This is a genomic window from Nostoc sp. (assembly GCF_036917655.1).
Taxonomy (GTDB): Bacteria; Cyanobacteriota; Cyanobacteriia; order Cyanobacteriales; family Nostocaceae; genus Nostoc.
This window is the reverse complement of sequence record NZ_JBALCY010000074.1, coordinates 52,278-72,134: the sequence shown is the minus strand read 5'-3', so window position 1 is coordinate 72,134 and position 19,857 is coordinate 52,278. Positions and strand designations below refer to the sequence as shown.

The window sequence follows — 19,857 nt, the reverse complement described above, 5'->3', positions numbered from 1 at the left end:
TTAGATGTGTTTTAGCTTAATGTTTTAGCCCCAAGTATTAAACAATGCGGTTGACAATTGTCCACACTTCTCCATCAGAGCGGACATAAGGAACGGAGATTGTCTTGAACCCAGTAATGAAGGGCTTATAATAAATCTGCCAATACATTGGACTCAGTTCATTGGCACAAGCCTTCAGAAAACGGACTTCTGCGGCCAGTTCCCCAGCTAGTTCATTAATGCGTTGAGCATGAACTTGAGCGACTTCTTTAGCTGACTCTAGCTGTTGCTGTTGGATAAGTTCTTTTGATTTAACTTGCGATCGCACTAATTTACCTTGTTTTTGTTTTATCTGCCCTTCCAAAGCTGCGATCGCTGCATCTATGCCCTGGAGTTCAACTGATAATTGGGCATTTTCCCTGGCTTGACGGCGATACGCTTCAACCATTGCCTGGGGTGAATCATTCTCGGCAGAGATTACATTATTAATAGTGAGTGCAGCGCGTTCTTCTAGGAGAATCTGAATTTGAGATTTAAGCGCCGCCATTTCAGCCTGAATTTGCTCCATAAATCGAGTTTTAAGTGCTGAGTAAAATAGTCATCTGATTTTTTAAAAGCTTTTTGCGCCTTGGGTATCGAGAGAAAGCGATCGCACCTCGGCTGTAATTCCTTCTTCTTGCCAAGCAGCTAACATCGCCGCCTCCACAGCCTCTGAGTGTAACTTATCTGCCAAAGCTAAAAGTGTCGGCCCCGCACCACTAATCACCATACCATAAGCACCAGCACTAACGGCTGCGATGTTCAGAGCATCGTAACCAGGAATCAAAGCTTTGCGATAGGGCTGATGCAACTTATCTTGCAAAGCTGTCTTTAACCATTGTCCGTTACCAGTTTCCAAGCCGCGCAACAGTAACCCCAAATGTGCGGTATTGAAAATCGCATCAGCGCGACTCACCTCAGTTGGGAGAACGCCCCGCGCCTCTGAAGTGGAAAGTTCAAAATTAGGAATAGCTACAACTGGTACAACATCTTTATGCCAGGGAACATCACAAATTTCCCAACCTGCGCCACTGGTAGCAGCGAGACGACATCCTCCCAACAAGGCTGGAACTACATTATCAGGATGTCCTTCTATTGCGATCGCTAACTCCATCACCTGCGACTGAGACAGAGTTGCACCCTCAAGTTGATTAGCAGCAACCAAGCCACCAACAATTGCTGTCGCTGAACTACCCAAACCCCGCGCCAAGGGGACACTTAACTTAATCTCTATTTTCACACCCGGCGGCGTTTGCTCTATATGTTGATAGAACTTGACAAACGCTTGATAGAGGAGATTGTTCTCATCAGTTTGGACTCGTTCAGCTTCCGTACCAGTGACATGAATAGTTAGCCCACCCTCTTCTAGGCGAGTGAACTTGAACTCGTTGTACAGCTTTAAAGCTGCACCGATGCAATCAAAACCAGGCCCCAAATTAGCAGTTGTGGCGGGAACGGTAACAGTGATAGCAGAAACAACAGACATTGGCAAAACTCACTAATCATCAACTAGCATCCCATGTAAAGGGTTGATTTGTTTACTAGTGATGCTAATTATTTGTTGTGGTAGTTTGCATACCCATCTGAGTGTTTACCTTACTCAGTTTTAATATTTTTTTGCCTAAAATAATGTTATCATATAGGTTATATATTGACTATTTATATTAACTAATTTAATAAATGGAAAACACAGGGTATTCCTAGTGGTAGTGCTTTGGTATCTCAATCACCTTTTCATATTTCTCTTAGAGGAAAGCGCGATCGCCTTGTTTTTTTCAATTAAAGCCTAGTATTTACTTCTGGAATGCTTGTATAGCAATACTTTTAGCTAGTATGGCTTTGGTGTAACGAACCATCAGATTACCCTGCTACCACCAAGGTGCGACGCCGAATAAATAGCCCGTCGTACCCTTACGGCGATCTTGCTATGCGTAGCGTCTGGCAGAGAAGACATGGCTTCCACAATGGCGTAGGCTATCACACTCTTGAAAAAAAGGGTCAGGTAATAAATTATTTACTGTTCTATCAAATTAACGTTGTTAAGTAACTCAGCAGGTGTACTTTTCACCTCCAGACTGGGTTAAATATTGTGACGCTAAACAGGAGTATAGATACGTTGCTAAAGCTTTCTCCAGAATCTCCTCTATTTATTGTGTTAATCATTATTAGTTTTTTAGTAGTAACTTTGTCAACTTGGTTATCATCTAAACCATTCGTTCTCAAACCATTTGGGGTTAATGATATTATCCAATTACTCACATTACAGTTATTTATTTCTTTATTATTAGAGCGTTCTTTAGAAGTTTTTATAACTACTTGGCGGGGCCCATTCGTCGAACAATTAGATATTAGTATTCAGCAAGAAAAGGCTCTAATATCTGAGAAGATGAGACTTATGGAAGTCCAACAGAAACAGTTTCCTTCTTTGGAATCAAATCAAATCAGTGGATTACCGCCTGAAGGAATGAGTTTAGAACAACAAATTATCCAAAATTTTACACAAAGTCAACAAGAATCATTAAAAGTTTTCCAGCCACAATTTGATGATATAAATGAAAAGGAACGCCAAAAAGTAGCCTATAAATCTGATACACGAATAATTGCTTTATGGACATCCCTTCTATTCGGTCTTTTAATGAGCGCAATAGGTATTCGTTCAATCGAGCCACTTGTAGTTATTGATTTAGATAATCCAATCCAAGTAGTTATTTTCCGTTGTTTAGATGCATTGCTGACAGGAGGTTTAATTGCAGGAGGTAGCGAGGGAATTCATAAGCTTATAAAAGTTTTTCTCGACTTTATGGAAGCTACATCTAAACAAATCAAAAATCAGGGATTATCTTGATTAAACGAAGGATTTTACCTTTTACAATACAGGATAATATTGCAAAACTCTATGAAAATTATATTAGTAATATCTATTTTAAATATATGGTGTCATCTTCCCATAGATAGTTTTTAATATTTACAAAACTTTTATTTAAATTGTTTAAGAAATCTTGCTCAGTTAAAACCCTAATTCCTTCAGTTTCCAACTTATTTTTTTGTTCGTTCACATAAATTATCAAATAACCTTTAGAGTCTAATATTCTATGTAGCGGATAATCAGCAGCCGAGGTTTTTTTCAGGTATGTAGGAATAGCTCTTAAATAGCTATTATCTACTCCCATGCCTTTGATTATCTGTTTATATGTAACTACTTTCCCAATTGGAATTTTGATGATAAAACTTAGGAATCGTTCATAGGGATTTTCAGATAATGCGGGAAATTTATTAGCTTGAACCTGAAAATTACTACCAACCTGGATTTTACCCGATTTAATTACTACGCCTAAAATTCCTCTTTTACCTTGGATGCTTTTTAATAATTCTACTAAGTGTGCTATTCGCTTACACGGTTCGCAGTGAAAAGTTAGACGAATTGCCGCACCACTTTCAAAGGTTAGCAGAGATCCAGGGATAAAATTATCAAATTCTATACCTGTAACCATAATATTTTCTCGTAATTCTCCTGGTTGAATTGATAAGTCTAAAATATCTTCATATCTAACAATTAAAACTTGCCTGGGACTTATAGGATCGGCATTAATATCTCCTTTTATACCATGACCTACCTTTAAATTTAATGTTTTAAGCTCTACCATTGCAGAACCTGGTTTTACCTTAGTGAAAAGATGCATTATTGAGAGAGCCATATTCATTCTGTGGCACGCTCAATTTAAAATTGAGGAGGTGAAGTCAGGCAAATCATTGGATTTACTAAGAATGAATAAACTTCCATCTCCTCCACGTCCAATTCTTAAGGTTTCATCTAAATAAGTAATGTCTAGTGTGGCAGTTCTACCAGTATGATTATTAGCTGGGACAACCTTAAATGGGTTGAGTTGAGGGGTATTTATGCCAACAATCTTCTGAATCGATAGGTAGCGTTTGTCAAAATAAACATTGAGGCGTTTGTTTGGTAGAGGCTCTAAATCTTCTTTGGCTGGTTCAAAGCTAGCTGTCACTTTGACATATCCCGATACTAGCCCCAGAGAATGTTTGACTTTAGCTAGATTGAAAAACAATTTATTTGCAACATCAATCACTTGATAGACTTTACCCAGCTTTAATCCCAATGGGAGAGAAACTAAAGAACGGATTTCTCTCGCAGTGGAGTATTGCAATTGCCAAGCTCCCTCCAGCAAAGAAGTAGCGTAGAGAAGAGGATTGAGATTGGGATTGACACTCTCTAATTGCGTCGTCAATTGTTCAATTTCTTCGGCTAAGGTTTTGTCTAACTTCAAATCGGTAATGGGAGAGCCATCGCTTTTGGTTTGAATCTTTTCAAGCTTGGCTTGTAATTTTTCCTTAATTAAAAATTGATTGTTCAATGGTTGAAGATTTTCCTTTACATATCCTATTGCTTTAGTTCAACTTTTATGCAGTAAGTGCATAAAAGTTGAATTATCTAGATGAGATTAGTCAATGAGTTGTGGGGTGGGAATTTGCGTATCAATATCTGCTTGGGAGAAAGTGGGCAGCAACCAGCTGCTTTCACCCGCTTTGAATACTTTGGCAGGTTCAACACTCAATTCAATTACACCAGTGGCTAGATTGGTTCTAGCAATAGACTGTGTACCATCGACAAACTTGACGGCGATTGGTTCAGTCAGTTCTTGTGGTTTAGCATTGGGGCCTAAAACCACTTGAGAACCTGCGGGTAAGTAAATGCCATCGCAATCCCAATCATCATCCGTGATTGTTCCTGCACCCAGGAAGTAGAGTTGGGTTGGAGATTTTTTTGGTTTATTGGCATAGACAGCCAACGTCTTTCCAGTTTCATTGCGGCACTGCGCCCGCTTTCTAGCTGTTTCTATGACATTTTTCTGAAACTGCAATTGTGCCAGTCGCTGCTGGAACTGCTCAGGTGTATAGCCAGCTTGCTCAGGTGTATCCTTTACAGTTAGAAGTTGATTGAGCGCCTGAGTTACTTCAGCATAGTCAGCCCCCTTGGTAAAATCCTTGCCGGCCCAAGAGGGTTGAGCAATTACCAGGTTCACCATTAACACGAGAGCGACAAGAACAATTTTGAGAAACTGCATATTGTTCTCCTTTTTTTGAAATTAGTGTTCAGTATCACTGAAACTTTACCAGATTTTAAATCCTTGAAAATCTTGACTTGATCAGCAATTTTGATAGCGATCGCGATCGCCACAAACAATAACTATAAAATTAATAGTCCTACAACTTCTCCCCAATGTCCAAATAACGCTTAAATTTAGGTTGTACTGAAGTGCAAATGGTAAGTTGCAATTCCTGATTTTGAGAAATTGCACTTAGGGACATCTTTGTTACTAGTGTTTGGTGAATTGTTGAGCCAAATGTTAAGCAACAACGGTATAATTGCTGGGACTTAATTAGACTAGAAACTTGGCTTAATTAAAAGTATCGAATTTAACCATCCATTTACTTAATCTTAGTTAAGTTTTTGGTAAACACAACTTTGTATAAATTGAAGCTAATTTTCCTTAACTATATCTTGGGAGGGGTGACTAATCATTTTAGATATGTGATACGTGGTCAAGAATGTGATTAAAAATTGTAATCAATTAATTACCTATAAGTAGCTAAACACAACATTGGGTAGAAGCATCAAAGAACAAAATCATACATATTATCGGAATGACAGTGTTATCTAATGTTTGTACTGGGATTAATTATCTCAATTGGTATTAGGAATTTTACTAAGATGCTGTCTCAAAATTAGGGTATAAAGAAATGATTTCAGCAGAAGTCGAAGTAAAAATAAATAGCTTGGAATCTATTGTTGAGCAAATTGGAGAAGCAATACTCTCTACGACTGAGACAATTGAACGTCTTGCAGAAAGATTGGACACTCTCAGCATCCAAGTCGAAGCACAGGGAAACCAGGTGCAACAGCAAGGCTATCAAATTGTCGCGTTGTGTGATGCTGTACAGACTCTTGCTGAATCTCAGCATGATTCACTGCAAAAACTCAACCAACTGACACAAACTATAGATCAGTTTTTGTCCTTAATTCAAGCATTAGATGACTAATAGCAATTTTGGATTCAATTATCACTGTTAGCTGAATGTCAAACCCTTAACTGAGTTACCGCGATATTGCCCGAAAAACATACATCCACATCGCTACCAGGAGTGCGATCGCGTTTGCCATATTCCCCTACATAATAAAAATCATCGCCTTCAATACGATAGTTGACGGGCAAAGGTTTGATACAGGGTTGGCAAAACACCATATCAGGATCTGGTTGAGTCGATGGGGGATATTATTCCCCGCACCTCTCAGTTAAATCTGGGCGTGCGACTTTCACCGCACCCAGCTTCCGATGTTCTCAGCTTGCGCTTTTGCTCATGTGTTTGTAATCGTGGCAACTCTCATGAATTGCTTCAAGATTATTTTTCTTCCAGTTGGCGTGATTTCCATCGATGTGATGCAGGTTTACCCGTTCTTCATCGATAAATTTCAAACCGCAGGAAGCACATTTATGGCTTTGCTTTTTCAGAGCTTTAGAGGTTTCACCGTCATAGAGTTTACTGTTACGTTCGCTCCAGTAGGCTGTATTTCCGTCATAAGGAGATTTTATTCCTTGAACCATGACGTGTTTATTTTCGGAGTAGGAAACTGCTGGGAATGCCTTGTCTAGTAATTTCTTGCTAGAGTCGTGGTTTTGTTTGGTTTCCTTGTTGAATACCTTGTGGGTTTTTGCTTTGATGTGATACAGGGAATTCCTGGCATCGTCCATCTTGCAGAATTTATGGTAATTTCTCCAACCTCTAACTACCGGGGCTAATTTCTCAGCCTTTGCGGTAGCACCATAGTTTGAGTTGTTGACTATGTGTTTTACTTTCTTACGAAATGCTTTGAAGTTACTCACTGAGGGAGTGCTTCTAAACTTTCCATTGCTCTGAACTTTGAAGTTCCAGCCGAGGAAATCAAACCCATCTGTCGCGGCGGTAACTTTGGTTTTCTTTTGGCTTACATTCATTCCGCGTTTGCGGAGGAACTCGCTGATTCTCTCAAGTATCTCTATCGCGTTGTCTTTGGGTCGAAGTATAATAACCATGTCATCCGCGTATCGGATTGATGGCTCATTAACTTTCCCGTTTGTTGACTTATATTTGAGGAAGCTTTCAATTCCATTGAGTGCGATGTTTGCTAACAGTGGACTGACCACTCCCCCTTGTGGGGTTCCTTGTTCAGGAAATTCAGGGTTAACTCCTGCCTTGAGGCATCGGAAAATACCGAGTTTTAAGCCTTTGGGGGCGATGAGTTCGTCCATTATTGCTGAGTGGTTAATCCTGTCGAAGCATTTTTCGATATCGAGTTCTATAACTCTTTTATCTATTCCATTACTTTGTGAGCGTAGGTTATCAAAGATGTATTTTTGTGCATCGTGGGCGGAGCGCCCAGTTCTGAACCCGTAACTCCTCGCGTGGAAAGTGGCTTCATGTGCTGGCTCAAGTGCATATTTTGCGAGGCATTGCCAAGCTCTATCCGCGATGGTTGGTATCTTAAGCATTCTGGTAGTCCCGTCCTTTTTAGGAATGGGGATTTCCCGTAGTCCTTGATGTTTCCAATTTCCATTATTCATTTTTAGTAGTTCTTCAAGGTTGAAGCGTTCTTCAAATGAAAGGGATTTCTTTCCGTCGATACCAGCCGTCTTTTTACCAGCGTTTAGCTGAGATACTTGTCTTATTGCAAGAAATCGAGCCGAGGTAGATTTTAGAATAAGCTTTTGGAGTAACCGAGCTTTCCGCTTGTTTCCAACTTGAACAGCTTTGTACACGCGCTTCTGAAGGCGGAAAAGATTTCGGCGGAATTTCTTCCACGGTAGGGCTTTCCAAGATTCACTAGTTTTGTAACTGTGTCTAATCATTTTCTCTTCTTTAGTTAGTGTATTCTGAACACCTCAGACCAATTACGGTCTGTCCTACCCGAATTGTGGGGATTAATCCGCTCGTCTGGTCTACATAGGGTTCGACTGCCCTCAGACCCACAATTCGTTTTTATTCGTTCCCTCGGAGAGATTGATTGTTCCGTTAGGTGTGGTCAATTCAACTATTGGATTCCCAAGACTCTTGCCGTTTATAGAGTCAGTAAGCGGCGGGAATAAGCTCCAATGAAGTTAGGGGTTTTTAATGTTGCGCCCTGCTTACCAGTAAGTTGCTTTTTTAGACCCGGTTTCACCGTAGGAACTCCCTGTTAGCGCCAGTGTCAACCCGCAACGGCTGTCTGATTGCGCCCTGTTCCCAGCTTCACTCTACAAGAACCGAGCTTGTTCGGTGTGGGCAGATAAGGAGTCAATTCTGAGTCTGAATGGCAAGACTTGCACTTGCATCTGACCGAGAGTTCAGCCCTTAATGACAGTAATCTGCTGTCGGGCTGGCTTAGTTATGTACGGGCTGATTACCGTGATTCACTAAGCAACGAATCGCACGATTCTCCTGGTTGCAGATGCGGCAAGTTCACATTCCAAAAGCTTCCCGCCTCTAGGGGACGCTTGAGTAAGTCCGCTAAAACTTGAGCTGTGAATTTGGCGGCCAGATCCCAATTAAAATTTTGGTTGGCTTTGCGATAGTGGGAAATGGCAATTCCGGGAATACCGTGCATTGCAGCTTCCCGCACGGCGGCAACTGTGCCAGAAATGTAGACATCGACTCCCAAGTTGCCCCCAGCGTTGATACCTGAAAGGACAAATTTGACATCTGCGCTAATTTGTGTTATTGCAATTCTCACACAATCGGCGGGAGTACCTGCGATCGCATACTCATTCTCAGAACGTCGCTGGAGGTTGATGGCACGAGTAGTAGTAACTTGATGTCCACAGCCAGACTGATGATCAGCAGGGGCAGCGATAATAACATCTTTGCCGTTTACAGCTTTGATTAGCGCTTTCATACCGGGGGCGTCAATGCCGTCGTCGTTAGTTAAAATTATGGTCATGTTTATATTATATTGATATAGATTTAGCTAAAATCTCAGAAAAATGCAGATGTCACTCATTAATGAGTACAGCAAGAAAAGCTACTTGCAGATATGAAAAAATATGCTTGATTCTGCCAAAAATATTGATCATCCGATATGATTTCTAGATGGTTTGCAAATTCCGCCCTAAGCATTTGGGTTAATTCCCAAAATGGGCGGTATTTTTTGTCAGGTTAATGCTTGCAACAGCCCTCAGAACAAGTTTGTGCAATCAAAAAATCCCGTAAAATATAATATATCTACTGGCAGTAGCAGAAACTTCATACTGGAGAAAACCGGGAACGAGGTGATTTTTGCAGTGGTTCTGTAGTATTTTTGGTGCAAGTCTGTCTTAGGGATCACACGATGAAACAGCTCCTCAAACAAGTATTTAGCAGTCAGAAACACCTCATCCGGCTAATTTTACCTTTAGTGACGGTTATTTTAGCAGCTTCGCTGTTTGCCGCACCGGCTTGTGCCACAGGTGTGGATCAAATACCCAACCTCGCAGCAGGTAATGACACCTGGGTTTTAGATCAAAGTGAAGTCATCAGCCGTCTGAATGAAGGCAAGATTAGCAGCGCTTTCAAGGATTTGGCAAAGCAAACTGATAAGGAAGTCAGAATTGTTACTATTCGCCGCCTCGACTACGGAGAAACACCGCAAAGCTTCACCAAAGGACTGTTTGAAAAATGGTTTCCTACAAAAGAAGCCCAAGCTAATCAAACTTTATTGGTTATTGATACCGTTACCAACGGTACTGCGATTATTACTGGGGATCAAGTCAAGCCTTTACTGACTGACTCTATTGCCGAGAGTGTAGCTACTGAAACAGTAAGTGTGCCGTTACGCAATGGTAACAAATACAATCAGGCATTTCTAGATGCAAGCGATCGCCTTGTCGCCGTTCTCTCTGGCAAAGCCGATCCAGGACCACCCAAAATAATTGACAATGTGCAAGTAGAAGGCACCTTCAAGAAAGCAGAAGAAACCGACCAAGGTAACGCTACTGCTTGGGTAGTAGGATTGTTAATTGCCGCCACCGTTATCCCAATGGCGACTTACTACATCTATCAGATAAATCAGCCATCATCTAATGGGTGATGGGAGAGTTAGGAGAGACGCGATTAATCGCGTCTGTACAGGAGTTAGGAGTTATGAATTTCAAACTCTTAACTTTTAACTCCTCACTTTTAACTTTAATCCTGAACATACTCTTGCCCTGTCACTAAAGCCACCTCAGCCCGGACAAATTCTCGACCCAAATAAGCTGCATGATCTAATTGAGTTACAGGAGGGGGCTGAGTTTCTTCAAAAATCTTGACGCAAAGTTCTTTCGCCGTCCTCGCGCTAAAAACCGTTGTGTAAGTTCGTTCCACCTTTTCTCGCGCCGGAATTACCTTTCCTGTTTCTGGATCGACAGCTAAACCGCGATCGTCAATCACATTTGTAAAATGCTTGGCATAAATTAACCCTGCGTCTTTATCCAAGTAAATAATGAAATATCCACCGGGATCAAGGTCAATATGACGCTGGGAAAGTTTATCATCAATTGCCGTTAAATTTTCAACCATCAAATCCATAAGCATTCTAAAAAGGAAATTTCTTTCTTGAGGCTTTTTACACTCTATATCAAGTGTAATTCCTATATTACTTAGCATTCTTTATATCTTTAAGATATTTGTGATTCCTTTTACTTAAAAGTTAATTATAGACTTTGCTATAAATTATACTTTGCTCATCAAATATTTTGTAACCATATTAGTGCATGAATTTACTGAAGCCATAGTTATAAAAAAAACTATTTACTCGCCTTTGAATGAAATTTAAAAGCTCTGGTAAAGGCTTACTTACTTCAGTTTCTAATCATGAATTACATATGAAAAATAGCGCTGTTCATTGGGGTAGGAGCTACACTCGATCGCCAACTGTTTAATTTCACGATTTTGAAAAGAAGGAAATATGTATTTGTTTGCCGAGTAAAGCTTAATCATTCGGCAAACTCTGCTACGAAACTAGTTCCTTTTCCTCAAGCATTTTTCTCACTAAACGGCAACTCTGCATTAATCGCCTCAATCTCCTGTTGTTCGAGTTGATTCACTTCCTTAATATAAGGACGGATAATTTGTCCTAAACGATTATTGTAAAAGCGGTGCAGACTGTGATTGGGCATAGCAGGGAAACCGCGCCGTTTTTTGTGACGCCCGCCCGCGCCAGGGTCAAAAATTTGGATGCCATTAGCGATCGCCCACTCAATCGGCGCATAATAGCAAGCATCAAAATGTAAGCAATCTATTTCTTGAAAACTCCCCCAATAGCGCCCATAGAGTTTCTCACCTTTATATAAACAAAAGGACATTCCTAAAGGATGAGAGTTATCTTCCTCGCTATATGCAGCGACAAACAAGACTCGATGGCGATAATCGGCGTGTAGCTGCTCAAAAAACCTCTGTGTGAGATACTTGCTACCCCACCAGCCAAACTTATCACAGGTGTCAGCATAGAATTGGTGCATTAAGGGAAACAAAGACTGAGGAATTTGATCACCACTTAGCGGTTGCAATCGTAAACCTGCTTTCTCCACAGCTTTGCGTTCCCGTTTAATATTACGACGCTGATTGGCGTTAAACACTTTCAAGTAGTCATCAAAAGTTTTAAAGCCAGCATTTTCCCAGACGTAGCTGTGGTGCAGCCAAGTTGTAAAGCCATGCCGTTCCAGCATCGGACGCCATTGGGGATCGACGTAGAGAAAATGACACCCAGAAATCCGATTTTTGGAGCAAAAAGTGTCAATTTCATGCACCATCATCGCGGTGATTTCATCCTCATCTTCTCCTGGGGCAATTAAGAACCGATAGCCTTCAGCCGGAGTAAATGGTGTCATTCCCAGCAATTTTGGGTAATATTGGACTCCAATGCGATCGGCTAACTCTGCCCATTGGTGATCAAAAACAAATTCACCAGAACTATGCCCTTTGAGATAAAGTGGCGCAGCTGCAATCAGCGTTCTATCTCGCCACAATGTCAAGTGATTTGGCAACCAACCAGCTTTAGCCGTAGCACTCTGGGAGGTTTCGAGATTGTTTAGCCACTCCCATTCTAAAAACGGCGTTTTGAGTGGCATTGCCAAAGCATTCCAGGCATTTTGGGGTACTTCAGCGATTTTGTTCGTCCAAACGACAGAATAGCGAGGCTTAAGTTGTTCCACCATCGTGTGGTTTTTTTTAGGGGAGTAGGGATTAGGGAGTAGGGAGTAGGGATTAGGATTAGGGATTGGGGATTAGGGGGACAAGGGGGACAAGGATAATAACCCATGCCCAATATCCAATCCCCAATCCCCAGTCCCCAATCCCTTACTTAGCGTAATCTAATCTGCTGGTCGTTGCAGGCGATAGTGCAAAAACACTTCTTGCTCAACTGTATGAACTTCTAGAAGTTGTAACTTAGGAGCTAAATCGGATAAAAATCCTTTCCCTTCTACGGGTGTGGGTGCGGTATTACCACCTAAAATCAGTGGACAGACAGTCAGCCATAATTCATCGATTAAATCTAATCCCAGCAAGGAAGCGACTAATTCACCTCCACCCAAGACCACCAAGCGTGTTATATGTAGAGTGGCTAGATGCTTCAAAGCTGCGGAAATGTCAATTTCTCGCGTTGGTGTTTCAAAAACCAGAATCTGCTCAAATTCTGGAGGGTACTCCTGTGCTGCGGTTCCCAGAGTTGAAAGAAGCGTCTGTAAGCGTCCTTTCCATGAAAGTGCTCCCGCTGTTGTCGTGAGTAACCAGCGTCTAACTGGTTGCTTAAAAAAGTGAATTTCCGGATTGAGGTTTGCAGAGTGTGTAGTCACTATATGAACTGGCTGCGGAGGCTTCTCTCCTTGCACCCGATATTGCACTAGAGTTGGATCTGTTACAGTAAGTGTTGTTCCGTAGGCGGCCAGAGTGCCAGCACCGAATAAAACGGCATCAGAGGCAGCGATTTGTTTTTCTAAGTGTGCTTTATCAACCCTTGAGCCAAACCTAGCAGGCGATCGCTTAAAATCTGCTATTTTGCCATCTGCACTCATTGCTAAAACAACTGTAGTATGAGGACGATGTTGCAACATTTAAATTGATTTGATAGTTTGAATATTTTCTTTGCTAGTGTGGAGATTCTCCAAAAAATCCATGATTGCAAGCTACTCTTTCACGATTTCACCACTGGATTCATATGCAACACAAATCGCTTTTACATCTACCATATATGAGTTTTGGTATACCACGTTTCTTTTTAAATTATAGCAATTTGTTATTTTTAAACATTGAAAATAAAATTCTGATAATTTAATAAAATGTCTCATCTAGCTCGTCTAATTGCATATCTTTGCTGTTGTGGTTTGCAGATGCAAAGTGAGACACTCGATGACTAATTCCCGTCAATCTTCCTTTCGTCGAATTTTAGTAACGAGAATATTGCTTCTGTTCGTCCCCGTTTTACTTATAGGCGAGATTGTTGCCTTGAATAAGGCACGTTCTAGCATATTGGGAACTGCACGTCAAAATTTAACAGAAAGCGCCATCACTAAAGGCGAGAGAATTGGAGATGCGATCGCTATCTTAAAAGCTAATTTGCTGAGTGTAAGTAAAACAACGGTGATTCCGTCGGGTTCGCCTATACAAGAGCAAGAAATTCTCACGCAGTTAAGGCAACAACTTCCAGCCAGTATTGAGTGCATCCAATTAACGAATCTCCTAAACCAGAAAATAATTGCCAGTAGCTGTGGAGATCGAGCAATTGGAGAATTGAGATTACCTTTGCCTAGTGACGGAATTGATATCAAAGCAATCTTGCCGCCAAAAGCAGGAATAACTGGAAAAAGAAACACCCAAAATCAACTGCAAATAGTGTTATCTGCACCAGTCTCCGATAGCCGAAGAAATTTAGTTTACAGCTTAAGTATTCAGTCTGCATTGTACCAACAAACCAGAAATCCGCCGGGATCGCTCACAGGCGCTATGGTAGTGATTGCTGAAGATGGCACAATTTTAGCGCACCCATTCACAGACTGGGTGGGAACTAATATTAATCAGCATCCAAATGTTTCCCAACTCAAGAACATAATTAAAAATGCAATTGCGGGACGAAACGATTCGATAAATTTGTATTTTACACAGGATAAAGAATCAGTAGCTGGCTATACAGCTATTGTAAATCCACTTACCCAACAGCCGCAGCAAAAATGGATAGTCTTAGCTGTTACTAGTGTCGATAATGCGCTTTTTGGTTTAGAGGAAATCAAATTAATCCTCATCGTTTTGACAGTTGGTTTGATTGGTGCAAGTTTGTTAGCATCCCTATATCTAGCTCCTTACTTGGCACGTCCTGTAGAAGAATTGCGAGACTACGCTCTCAATATTCACTCTCACCACGCCGCACAACCAGTTCCACACAATTTTCAAATTCGGGAATTCAATCAACTGGCCCAAGCATTAGACCAAATGGTAGAACGGCTAAAAGCTGGGGCAGAAGAACTGGAAATAGCTTGGAAAGAAGCAAAAACCGCTAACCAAATTAAAAGCCAGTTTTTGGCTACGACTTCCCATGAATTGAGAAACCCATTAAATATTATTATTAACTGTATTCGCCTGGTTGAAGATGGCTTATGTGATGACCGGGAAGAAGAAATGGAGTTCCTCAAACGTGCCGATGAAACAACGATTCACTTGCTAGGTATTATTAATGATTTACTCGACATTTCTAAAATCGAAGCAGGTAAGCTTTCAGTCGTATCTACACCTATTGACCTCCGACAAGTATTGTTAGAGGTGATTAATTTACAATCAGTTAATGTTCAACAAAAGGGCTTGCAATTGAAATGTGAGTTAGATCCCCAAGCAATACCAATTAAGGCAGACGCGGCAAAACTGAAGCAGGTGCTGATTAATGTTATCGGCAACGCCACTAAGTTCACCGACACAGGAAGCATCACTATTGCTACAGAAATTCAATCTGGTAGTGGTAAATCTCAGGTGGTAGTCGCTGTCACAGATACAGGTATAGGCATTGATCCAACTCAACAGCACAAACTATTTCGCCCCTTTGTGATGGTGAATGGCACAACCACGCGCCAGTTTGAAGGTACTGGACTGGGACTAGCAATTTCACGAAACTTAATCGAACTTATGGGAGGCAGCATTACTCTTGAGAGTGCGGGACTTCATCAAGGTACGACACTGAAAATTACCATACCTTTGATTGATATCTCGCTGTTAGCTGTTCCAAAGAAAGAAGGAAATGTAGGGGATCTTGGATTTTCCTCTGGGAATGACGGGGGAAAAGCAAGCCACTACCCTAGCCTACAGGAGTCTGGGGGAAGTACCTCTTTGGGGATCAATAAGTCTGTGAAAGTAGAGGTAGATAAAGAGATGTTCCCCAAGTCTCTGCTGCTACTTGGGAAGGATACTTGCGAGATTCGTCTTTCGCCGCTGCAAACTATCCTAGTAAGTCTTCCAAAAGGAGGAGTTTGTGCTAATGGGACTTTCAAGAGATAATTTAGTCAAAAGTCCATATTCAAGAGTCACTAGTTATTACTGTTGATCCTTGACATCATTCAGAAAAACAGGTTTGCCGCCTTGCTCAAGAGATACTGTTAGTGCAGCAAGAATTTCTACTAACTGTGTGCCTACCCAGCCAGACGAAACCTCTGAGGGAGTATTGTTGAGAATAGAGACAACAAAGCCGGAGCAAACTCGCCCCAATGGTTCCCCTGGCTCTAATTCCAGCACTACCTGCCTTTGATTTACAGGAATAAATTGATTGCCCTGCTGTTCAAACTCCCCATGTAGCAGCGTTAGAGGTAACGATCGCGACATTTCATCAAAAATCAAACTACCAAGGCTACCCACAATCCCCAGGCGTCGCTGCTTATCAGGATTCAGCCAGCACAAGTGAATATAAGCTTGAAAGCCATCTGGGTATGTCAGTGTTAACCATACTAGATCAGCTAATCCCTTCTCCCCGCATCCCTGTAGCCATACCGTACCCGTTGCTTGTACTTTCACAGGAATCTTACCCAGCCAAGCGTTAAAAATAGCAATATCGTGAATCGCTAAGTCCCACAGCGCATCAACATCTTGCCGGACAGGCCCCAAATGGGTGCGCGTCGCGTAGCCATAACGTAAATCACCTAATTTCCCCGCTTGTACTACAGTTTTGCCTCGCTCAACTGCTGGATGAAATAAATAAGTATGGTCAACCATGAGTATCAAATGATGTTGCTCTGCTAAATAGCAAAGTTCCCGACATTCTGCTAGGTTGAGAGTTAGGGGTTTTTCAGCTAAAACATGGTATCCCAGTTGGAGAGCGTCTTTAATTAAAGCATAGTGGGTGGTAGCTGGAGTTGCGATCGCCACTCCTTTCAACCCTGGTACTTTCTTTAAATCTTCCCACTGAGTTGTTAAGACTACATTTTCATCCAAGTCAAACTGCTGCTTTATCGCCGCCAATCGTTCTGGATGGGGGTCTACTACAGCAACTACATTTACTTGGGGATGTGCTAAAAAATTCCGCAGTAGATGCACTCCCCAACGCCCAACTCCGATGACAGCAATTTTAATTTGGTTTGTCATTAGTTATTTGTCATTTGTATAGAAAGGACGAGGCACAAATGACAATCAACTGATTATCGGCTAATCACCCGTCTTTTAAGCTCAGGGTTTTTCCGGATTAAGAATTGCTAAAAAAGCTACCTTAGCTGCGGCTTGTTCAGCGGTTTTGATCGAGCGTCCCTTACCAACTCCTAGCTTGTTGTCGTGCAGCCACACTTCAGCGACGAAACGTTCTTGATTGCGGTGCGGTTGAGTGAGTTCCACAACTCGATATTCTGGTAAAACTTTAAATTGCGCCTGAGTCCATTCTTGGAGAGCAGCTTTGTAATTAAGTCTGGCAGGATCGAGGCGAATTTCTGTGGTTAGTTGTTGGAAGTGGGGATCTAGCCAAGAGCGGATTAGTTCCAGATTTTGAGTACTTAAGTAAAGCGCACCCAGAACTGCTTCAAAAGCATCTGCCAGTCGTGACTCTTGACCAACTTTATCAGCGGTAGCACTGCCAGCGACTAGTAAGTATAACTCCAAACCATAAACTCTTGCCAATTGGGCGAGGATGCGATCGCTCACCAACACCGAACGAATTGCCGCAAAATCCCCTACTGGACAATCAGGATAATTTTCCCATAACACAACAGCCGACACCAGCCGCACCACTGCATCGCCAACAAACTCTAGCTGTTCATAATTTGCCGAATCAGAGACAGTGGGATGAGTTAGCGCTAAATCCAACAGCTCCCACTTTATAGGTGCTTCTAGCGACAAACCTAATTTTTGGATTAAACTTTCGAGTTGCCGTTGACGGCGTGGATAAGCAAGGGGCATTACATGACAAGGGGAAAGGGGCAGGGGGAGTAGGGGAAGGCTACTAGCTATCTATCTTACTTATATCTCTAAAGTTCTTGGAGTATTACTCTAGCAACTTTTCGCTACTTCTCTCTATCTAGCTTCTCTTGGATAGCTTGACGGCAAAACTCAGGAGGATCGTCCTTAGCTTTTACCTCTTCCTTCATTTCCTTGGTGACACGCAAATGTAGATATTCAGTTAGTGGTCGCTCTCTGTGCGTGGTGAATGGTTTTAAGTTATCTGGATTACCTTTATTTTTAGACATTTAGCTTCTGTATCAGTAATTATACATTTTTTTATAACTAAATATACATGGCTTTTATCGTGCCGACCTACTTACTTCCTTTTATTTCTATCTAGCTTCTCTTGGATAGCTTCTCTACAGAATTCAGGAGGGTTATCTTGTTGCTGCACTTCCTCTTTCATGGATTTTGTCATACGTAAGTTCATCTTCTCAGTCAGAGGTTCTTCCCTGTCAGTTTTGAAACCATAATTTTTAATATCTGGATTACCGCGATTATCTTTAGACACTTTACGTTACTTAACAAAGCTGTACTAATGTGGAAGCCCATTGAATAATGATTAATTGGTGGATGAAACTTTCTGAGGGTATGCATCCACCGATTCCCACTTTTACAAGAGGTAACTCTATTTTATGTTTACACGCACAGAATCAGAAGTGAAAAGCTTGAGAGCATTACGCGATTTATGCCTGATACAGTACAGCATCCAAGCAATAGGGAACCCTGCTGATAAGGCATCCTATATTAACGCACTCCTGACCTTCCCTGTTATAGCCTGTAAGCAAGTATCAGAGAATAAAGGATTGAAGACTCCTATGCTCTCTCAAGTACAAGCGCTAGAAGCAACGCTAGAGGCTATGGGAACACCTACACCAGAACAGTCAGCATTGCTCAGGGTGATCGATGGAGGAAAGGAAGCTAGAATACCCAGCCCGGTACAGTCAAGAGAAGCTGTTTGGACTATATCGGGTGAAATGGCATCTGGATACAGCATTAGAGATACTGGGAATGCTTTAAATTATGAATTAAACATCGTCCAAAAAAGAATGGAGTACAAACCGTTAAAGGTTCATACTCCATTGCAGGGGAAAGACTAGGTAGTAAGCCGGGTTCTGTTCTCTTGCGAGGGCAGTTATCTATCTGGGACGCTTGTTACCAAACGCCTCTAGCGGCTCTCGTTGAGCGGAACTGGTAAAAGACCAACCGTAGTTCCTATCGCCTTGCTCCCAACCGGGGTTTACCGAGCCAGTACCTCTCGATACTGCTGGTGCGCTCTTACCGCACCTTTGCACCCTTACCAAATTTAGTTAGGAGTTATGAGTGATGAGTTAAAAGTTAATAATTCCTAACTCCTAACTTCTAACTCCTAACTGTTTTGGCGGTATCTTTCTGTGGCACTATCCTCACGATCGCTCGCACTGGACGTTATCCAGCAAGTTTGGTCTTTCGGGAGTCCGGACTTTCCTCAAACCAGTTACTATGACTGATCTGCAACCGCCTGCGCCTACTCTCTCCTTAGATCCAGTGTAATCTTCGATGGCATAGTATGTCTGGTTGCTATTGCTTTTTTTTATTCCAAGGTAGAGCGTAAGTCCAAGGTAGTTTCCTGACTGTGAAAGGACAATTGATAATACTAATGGCAGGAAAATCACGACCTGGGGCTAGACCTAAACGCACCTCAGATATCCTAAGCACCAGTTGTAGAGAAAAATCCAACTCCTTTCTTCTGTTAATAAAGTCGTTGTACAACTTTTTTTGCCCTTTTTGCAGCCCGTTGATATCAATTAGTGGTTTTTTCGCTAAATAGGTTCCAGTTACTTGATCGCGCTCGAAAACATCTTCTGCTGTCACCGTCTCAGAAAGTGTTTTCTTGGGGGCAATCAGGCTAGGACTTTGGGGGACTGCTAAGTCGCGGGTTAAGTCTGGTGATTTCCGAATCACGCGGCGCGATTGCTTGCTATGTTCAACTACTAAAGAGCTGTTGTCCCAATCAACGTATACGGCAATATTTTCAGATTTATTTTCAATGCCAATTCCTAAATCTTTCAAATCGTCAATTGGGTATGAGGGTTTGAGTTTAAAGGAAATTCCAATTTTATCGTCGAGATTTTGTTCTTTCAATTGTTCGTCAACGGTTCCTTTTTTAAACTCAAATTTAACTTGGTCATCGATGGATTCAACCATGCGGTTAAAAACATAGGAAACACCGATAATATAAATCGTCAAAACTACTAAATTCTGGTCGCTACTCCTCATAACTCAGAATCTCAACTCCCGGTGCTAATGAATGTATATTTGAAAAAAAGAGGGAGTGGGGAGTAGGGAGTAGGGAGTAGGGAGTGGGGTAATATGGGAATGAGTGCTACTCCAACTTGGTACAAAGGAACTGAA

General features: G+C 41.7%; 19 protein-coding genes, 1 other RNA gene and 2 pseudogenes. 5 read left to right on the top strand and 17 right to left on the bottom strand.

What is annotated here, in order from left to right; genetic code table 11:
• Nucleotides 1–37 precede the first annotated feature (37 nt).
• Both V7K30_RS27390 and thrB read right to left on the bottom strand, forming a co-directional pair.
• Nucleotides 38–547, bottom strand: coding sequence for a hypothetical protein (locus V7K30_RS27390; RefSeq protein ID WP_335004732.1), 510 nt, complete (start codon nt 545–547; stop codon nt 38–40).
• Nucleotides 548–589: 42 nt separating this feature from the next.
• A complete protein-coding gene (thrB, locus tag V7K30_RS27385) occupies nt 590–1,504 on the bottom strand; it encodes a homoserine kinase (RefSeq protein ID WP_335004730.1) in 915 nt (304 codons plus the stop codon).
• Between the two features lie 630 nt (nt 1,505–2,134).
• Between thrB and V7K30_RS27380 the strand changes: the two genes are divergently transcribed.
• The gene (locus tag V7K30_RS27380; RefSeq protein WP_335004728.1) at nt 2,135–2,863 is read left to right on the top strand and encodes a hypothetical protein; all 729 of its coding nucleotides are present in this window, start codon (nt 2,135–2,137) and stop codon (nt 2,861–2,863) included.
• A 73-nt stretch (nt 2,864–2,936) separates the two neighbouring features.
• On the opposite strand, the gene V7K30_RS27375 is transcribed toward V7K30_RS27380, so the two are convergent.
• The 3 genes from V7K30_RS27375 to V7K30_RS27365 all read right to left on the bottom strand — a co-directional run bounded on the left by V7K30_RS27375 (nt 2,937) and on the right by V7K30_RS27365 (nt 5,102).
• Nucleotides 2,937–3,662 (bottom strand): MGMT family protein, encoded by a 726-nt coding sequence (locus V7K30_RS27375; RefSeq protein WP_335004726.1) that lies wholly within the window; start codon nt 3,660–3,662, stop codon nt 2,937–2,939.
• A 69-nt stretch (nt 3,663–3,731) separates the two neighbouring features.
• The gene (locus V7K30_RS27370) at nt 3,732–4,391 is read right to left on the bottom strand and encodes a PAP/fibrillin family protein (protein WP_335004724.1); all 660 of its coding nucleotides are present in this window, start codon (nt 4,389–4,391) and stop codon (nt 3,732–3,734) included.
• 87 nt (nt 4,392–4,478) lie between these two features.
• Nucleotides 4,479–5,102: a hypothetical protein gene (locus V7K30_RS27365; RefSeq protein WP_335004722.1), complete on the bottom strand. Its 624-nt coding sequence runs from the start codon at nt 5,100–5,102 to the stop codon at nt 4,479–4,481.
• Nucleotides 5,103–5,778: 676 nt separating this feature from the next.
• On the opposite strand from V7K30_RS27365, the gene V7K30_RS27360 reads away from it, so the two are divergent.
• The gene (locus V7K30_RS27360; RefSeq protein WP_335004720.1) at nt 5,779–6,078 is read left to right on the top strand and encodes a hypothetical protein; all 300 of its coding nucleotides are present in this window, start codon (nt 5,779–5,781) and stop codon (nt 6,076–6,078) included.
• Nucleotides 6,079–6,116: 38 nt separating this feature from the next.
• On the opposite strand, the pseudogene V7K30_RS27355 reads toward V7K30_RS27360, so the two are convergent.
• From V7K30_RS27355 to surE, 3 genes and pseudogenes are all read right to left on the bottom strand, one after another.
• Nucleotides 6,117–6,296: pseudogene (locus V7K30_RS27355) on the bottom strand (5'/3'-nucleotidase SurE); the annotation flags it as partial.
• Between the two features lie 81 nt (nt 6,297–6,377).
• Nucleotides 6,378–7,922 (bottom strand): group II intron reverse transcriptase/maturase, encoded by a 1,545-nt coding sequence (locus V7K30_RS27350; protein WP_335004718.1) that lies wholly within the window; start codon nt 7,920–7,922, stop codon nt 6,378–6,380.
• A gap of 563 nt (nt 7,923–8,485) precedes the next feature.
• Nucleotides 8,486–8,989: pseudogene (gene surE, locus V7K30_RS27345) on the bottom strand (5'/3'-nucleotidase SurE); the annotation flags it as partial.
• A gap of 387 nt (nt 8,990–9,376) precedes the next feature.
• Here surE and psb32 point away from each other — a divergent pair.
• Nucleotides 9,377–10,114, top strand: coding sequence for a photosystem II repair protein Psb32 (psb32, locus tag V7K30_RS27340; RefSeq protein ID WP_335004716.1), 738 nt, complete (start codon nt 9,377–9,379; stop codon nt 10,112–10,114).
• Nucleotides 10,115–10,209: 95 nt separating this feature from the next.
• On the opposite strand, the gene V7K30_RS27335 is transcribed toward psb32, so the two are convergent.
• From V7K30_RS27335 to V7K30_RS27325, 3 genes are all read right to left on the bottom strand, one after another.
• Nucleotides 10,210–10,593 carry a DUF4346 domain-containing protein gene (locus tag V7K30_RS27335; protein ID WP_335004714.1) on the bottom strand — a complete coding sequence of 128 codons (384 nt, stop codon included), beginning with the start codon at nt 10,591–10,593 and terminating at the stop codon, nt 10,210–10,212.
• Nucleotides 10,594–11,039: 446 nt separating this feature from the next.
• Nucleotides 11,040–12,221 (bottom strand): GNAT family N-acetyltransferase, encoded by a 1,182-nt coding sequence (locus V7K30_RS27330; protein ID WP_335004712.1) that lies wholly within the window; start codon nt 12,219–12,221, stop codon nt 11,040–11,042.
• 156 nt (nt 12,222–12,377) lie between these two features.
• Complete coding sequence (locus V7K30_RS27325) at nt 12,378–13,118, bottom strand: RibD family protein (protein ID WP_335004710.1); 741 nt, start codon at nt 13,116–13,118, stop codon at nt 12,378–12,380.
• A 295-nt stretch (nt 13,119–13,413) separates the two neighbouring features.
• On the opposite strand from V7K30_RS27325, the gene V7K30_RS27320 reads away from it, so the two are divergent.
• Complete coding sequence (locus tag V7K30_RS27320; RefSeq protein ID WP_335004708.1) at nt 13,414–15,543, top strand: ATP-binding protein; 2,130 nt, start codon at nt 13,414–13,416, stop codon at nt 15,541–15,543.
• A gap of 36 nt (nt 15,544–15,579) precedes the next feature.
• On the opposite strand, the gene V7K30_RS27315 is transcribed toward V7K30_RS27320, so the two are convergent.
• From V7K30_RS27315 to V7K30_RS27300, 4 genes are all read right to left on the bottom strand, one after another.
• Nucleotides 15,580–16,620, bottom strand: a complete 1,041-nt coding sequence (locus tag V7K30_RS27315; RefSeq protein WP_335004706.1) for a Gfo/Idh/MocA family protein — start codon at nt 16,618–16,620, stop codon at nt 15,580–15,582.
• Between the two features lie 81 nt (nt 16,621–16,701).
• Entirely contained in the window at nt 16,702–17,421 is a 720-nt protein-coding gene (gene rnc / locus V7K30_RS27310) for a ribonuclease III (RefSeq protein ID WP_335004704.1), read from the bottom strand.
• A gap of 104 nt (nt 17,422–17,525) precedes the next feature.
• Nucleotides 17,526–17,708 (bottom strand): hypothetical protein, encoded by a 183-nt coding sequence (locus V7K30_RS27305; RefSeq protein WP_335004702.1) that lies wholly within the window; start codon nt 17,706–17,708, stop codon nt 17,526–17,528.
• Nucleotides 17,709–17,779: 71 nt separating this feature from the next.
• Nucleotides 17,780–17,974 (bottom strand): hypothetical protein, encoded by a 195-nt coding sequence (locus V7K30_RS27300; RefSeq protein WP_322693778.1) that lies wholly within the window; start codon nt 17,972–17,974, stop codon nt 17,780–17,782.
• Nucleotides 17,975–18,098: 124 nt separating this feature from the next.
• On the opposite strand from V7K30_RS27300, the gene V7K30_RS27295 reads away from it, so the two are divergent.
• Nucleotides 18,099–18,563, top strand: a complete 465-nt coding sequence (locus tag V7K30_RS27295) for a hypothetical protein (RefSeq protein WP_335004700.1) — start codon at nt 18,099–18,101, stop codon at nt 18,561–18,563.
• Here the strand turns inward: V7K30_RS27295 and rnpB are convergent.
• Nucleotides 18,552–18,978, bottom strand: an RNA gene (rnpB, locus tag V7K30_RS27290) — RNase P RNA component class A. The genes V7K30_RS27295 and rnpB overlap by 12 nt on opposite strands.
• 45 nt (nt 18,979–19,023) lie before the next feature.
• Complete coding sequence (locus V7K30_RS27285) at nt 19,024–19,722, bottom strand: hypothetical protein (protein ID WP_335004698.1); 699 nt, start codon at nt 19,720–19,722, stop codon at nt 19,024–19,026.
• Nucleotides 19,723–19,857 lie beyond the last annotated feature (135 nt).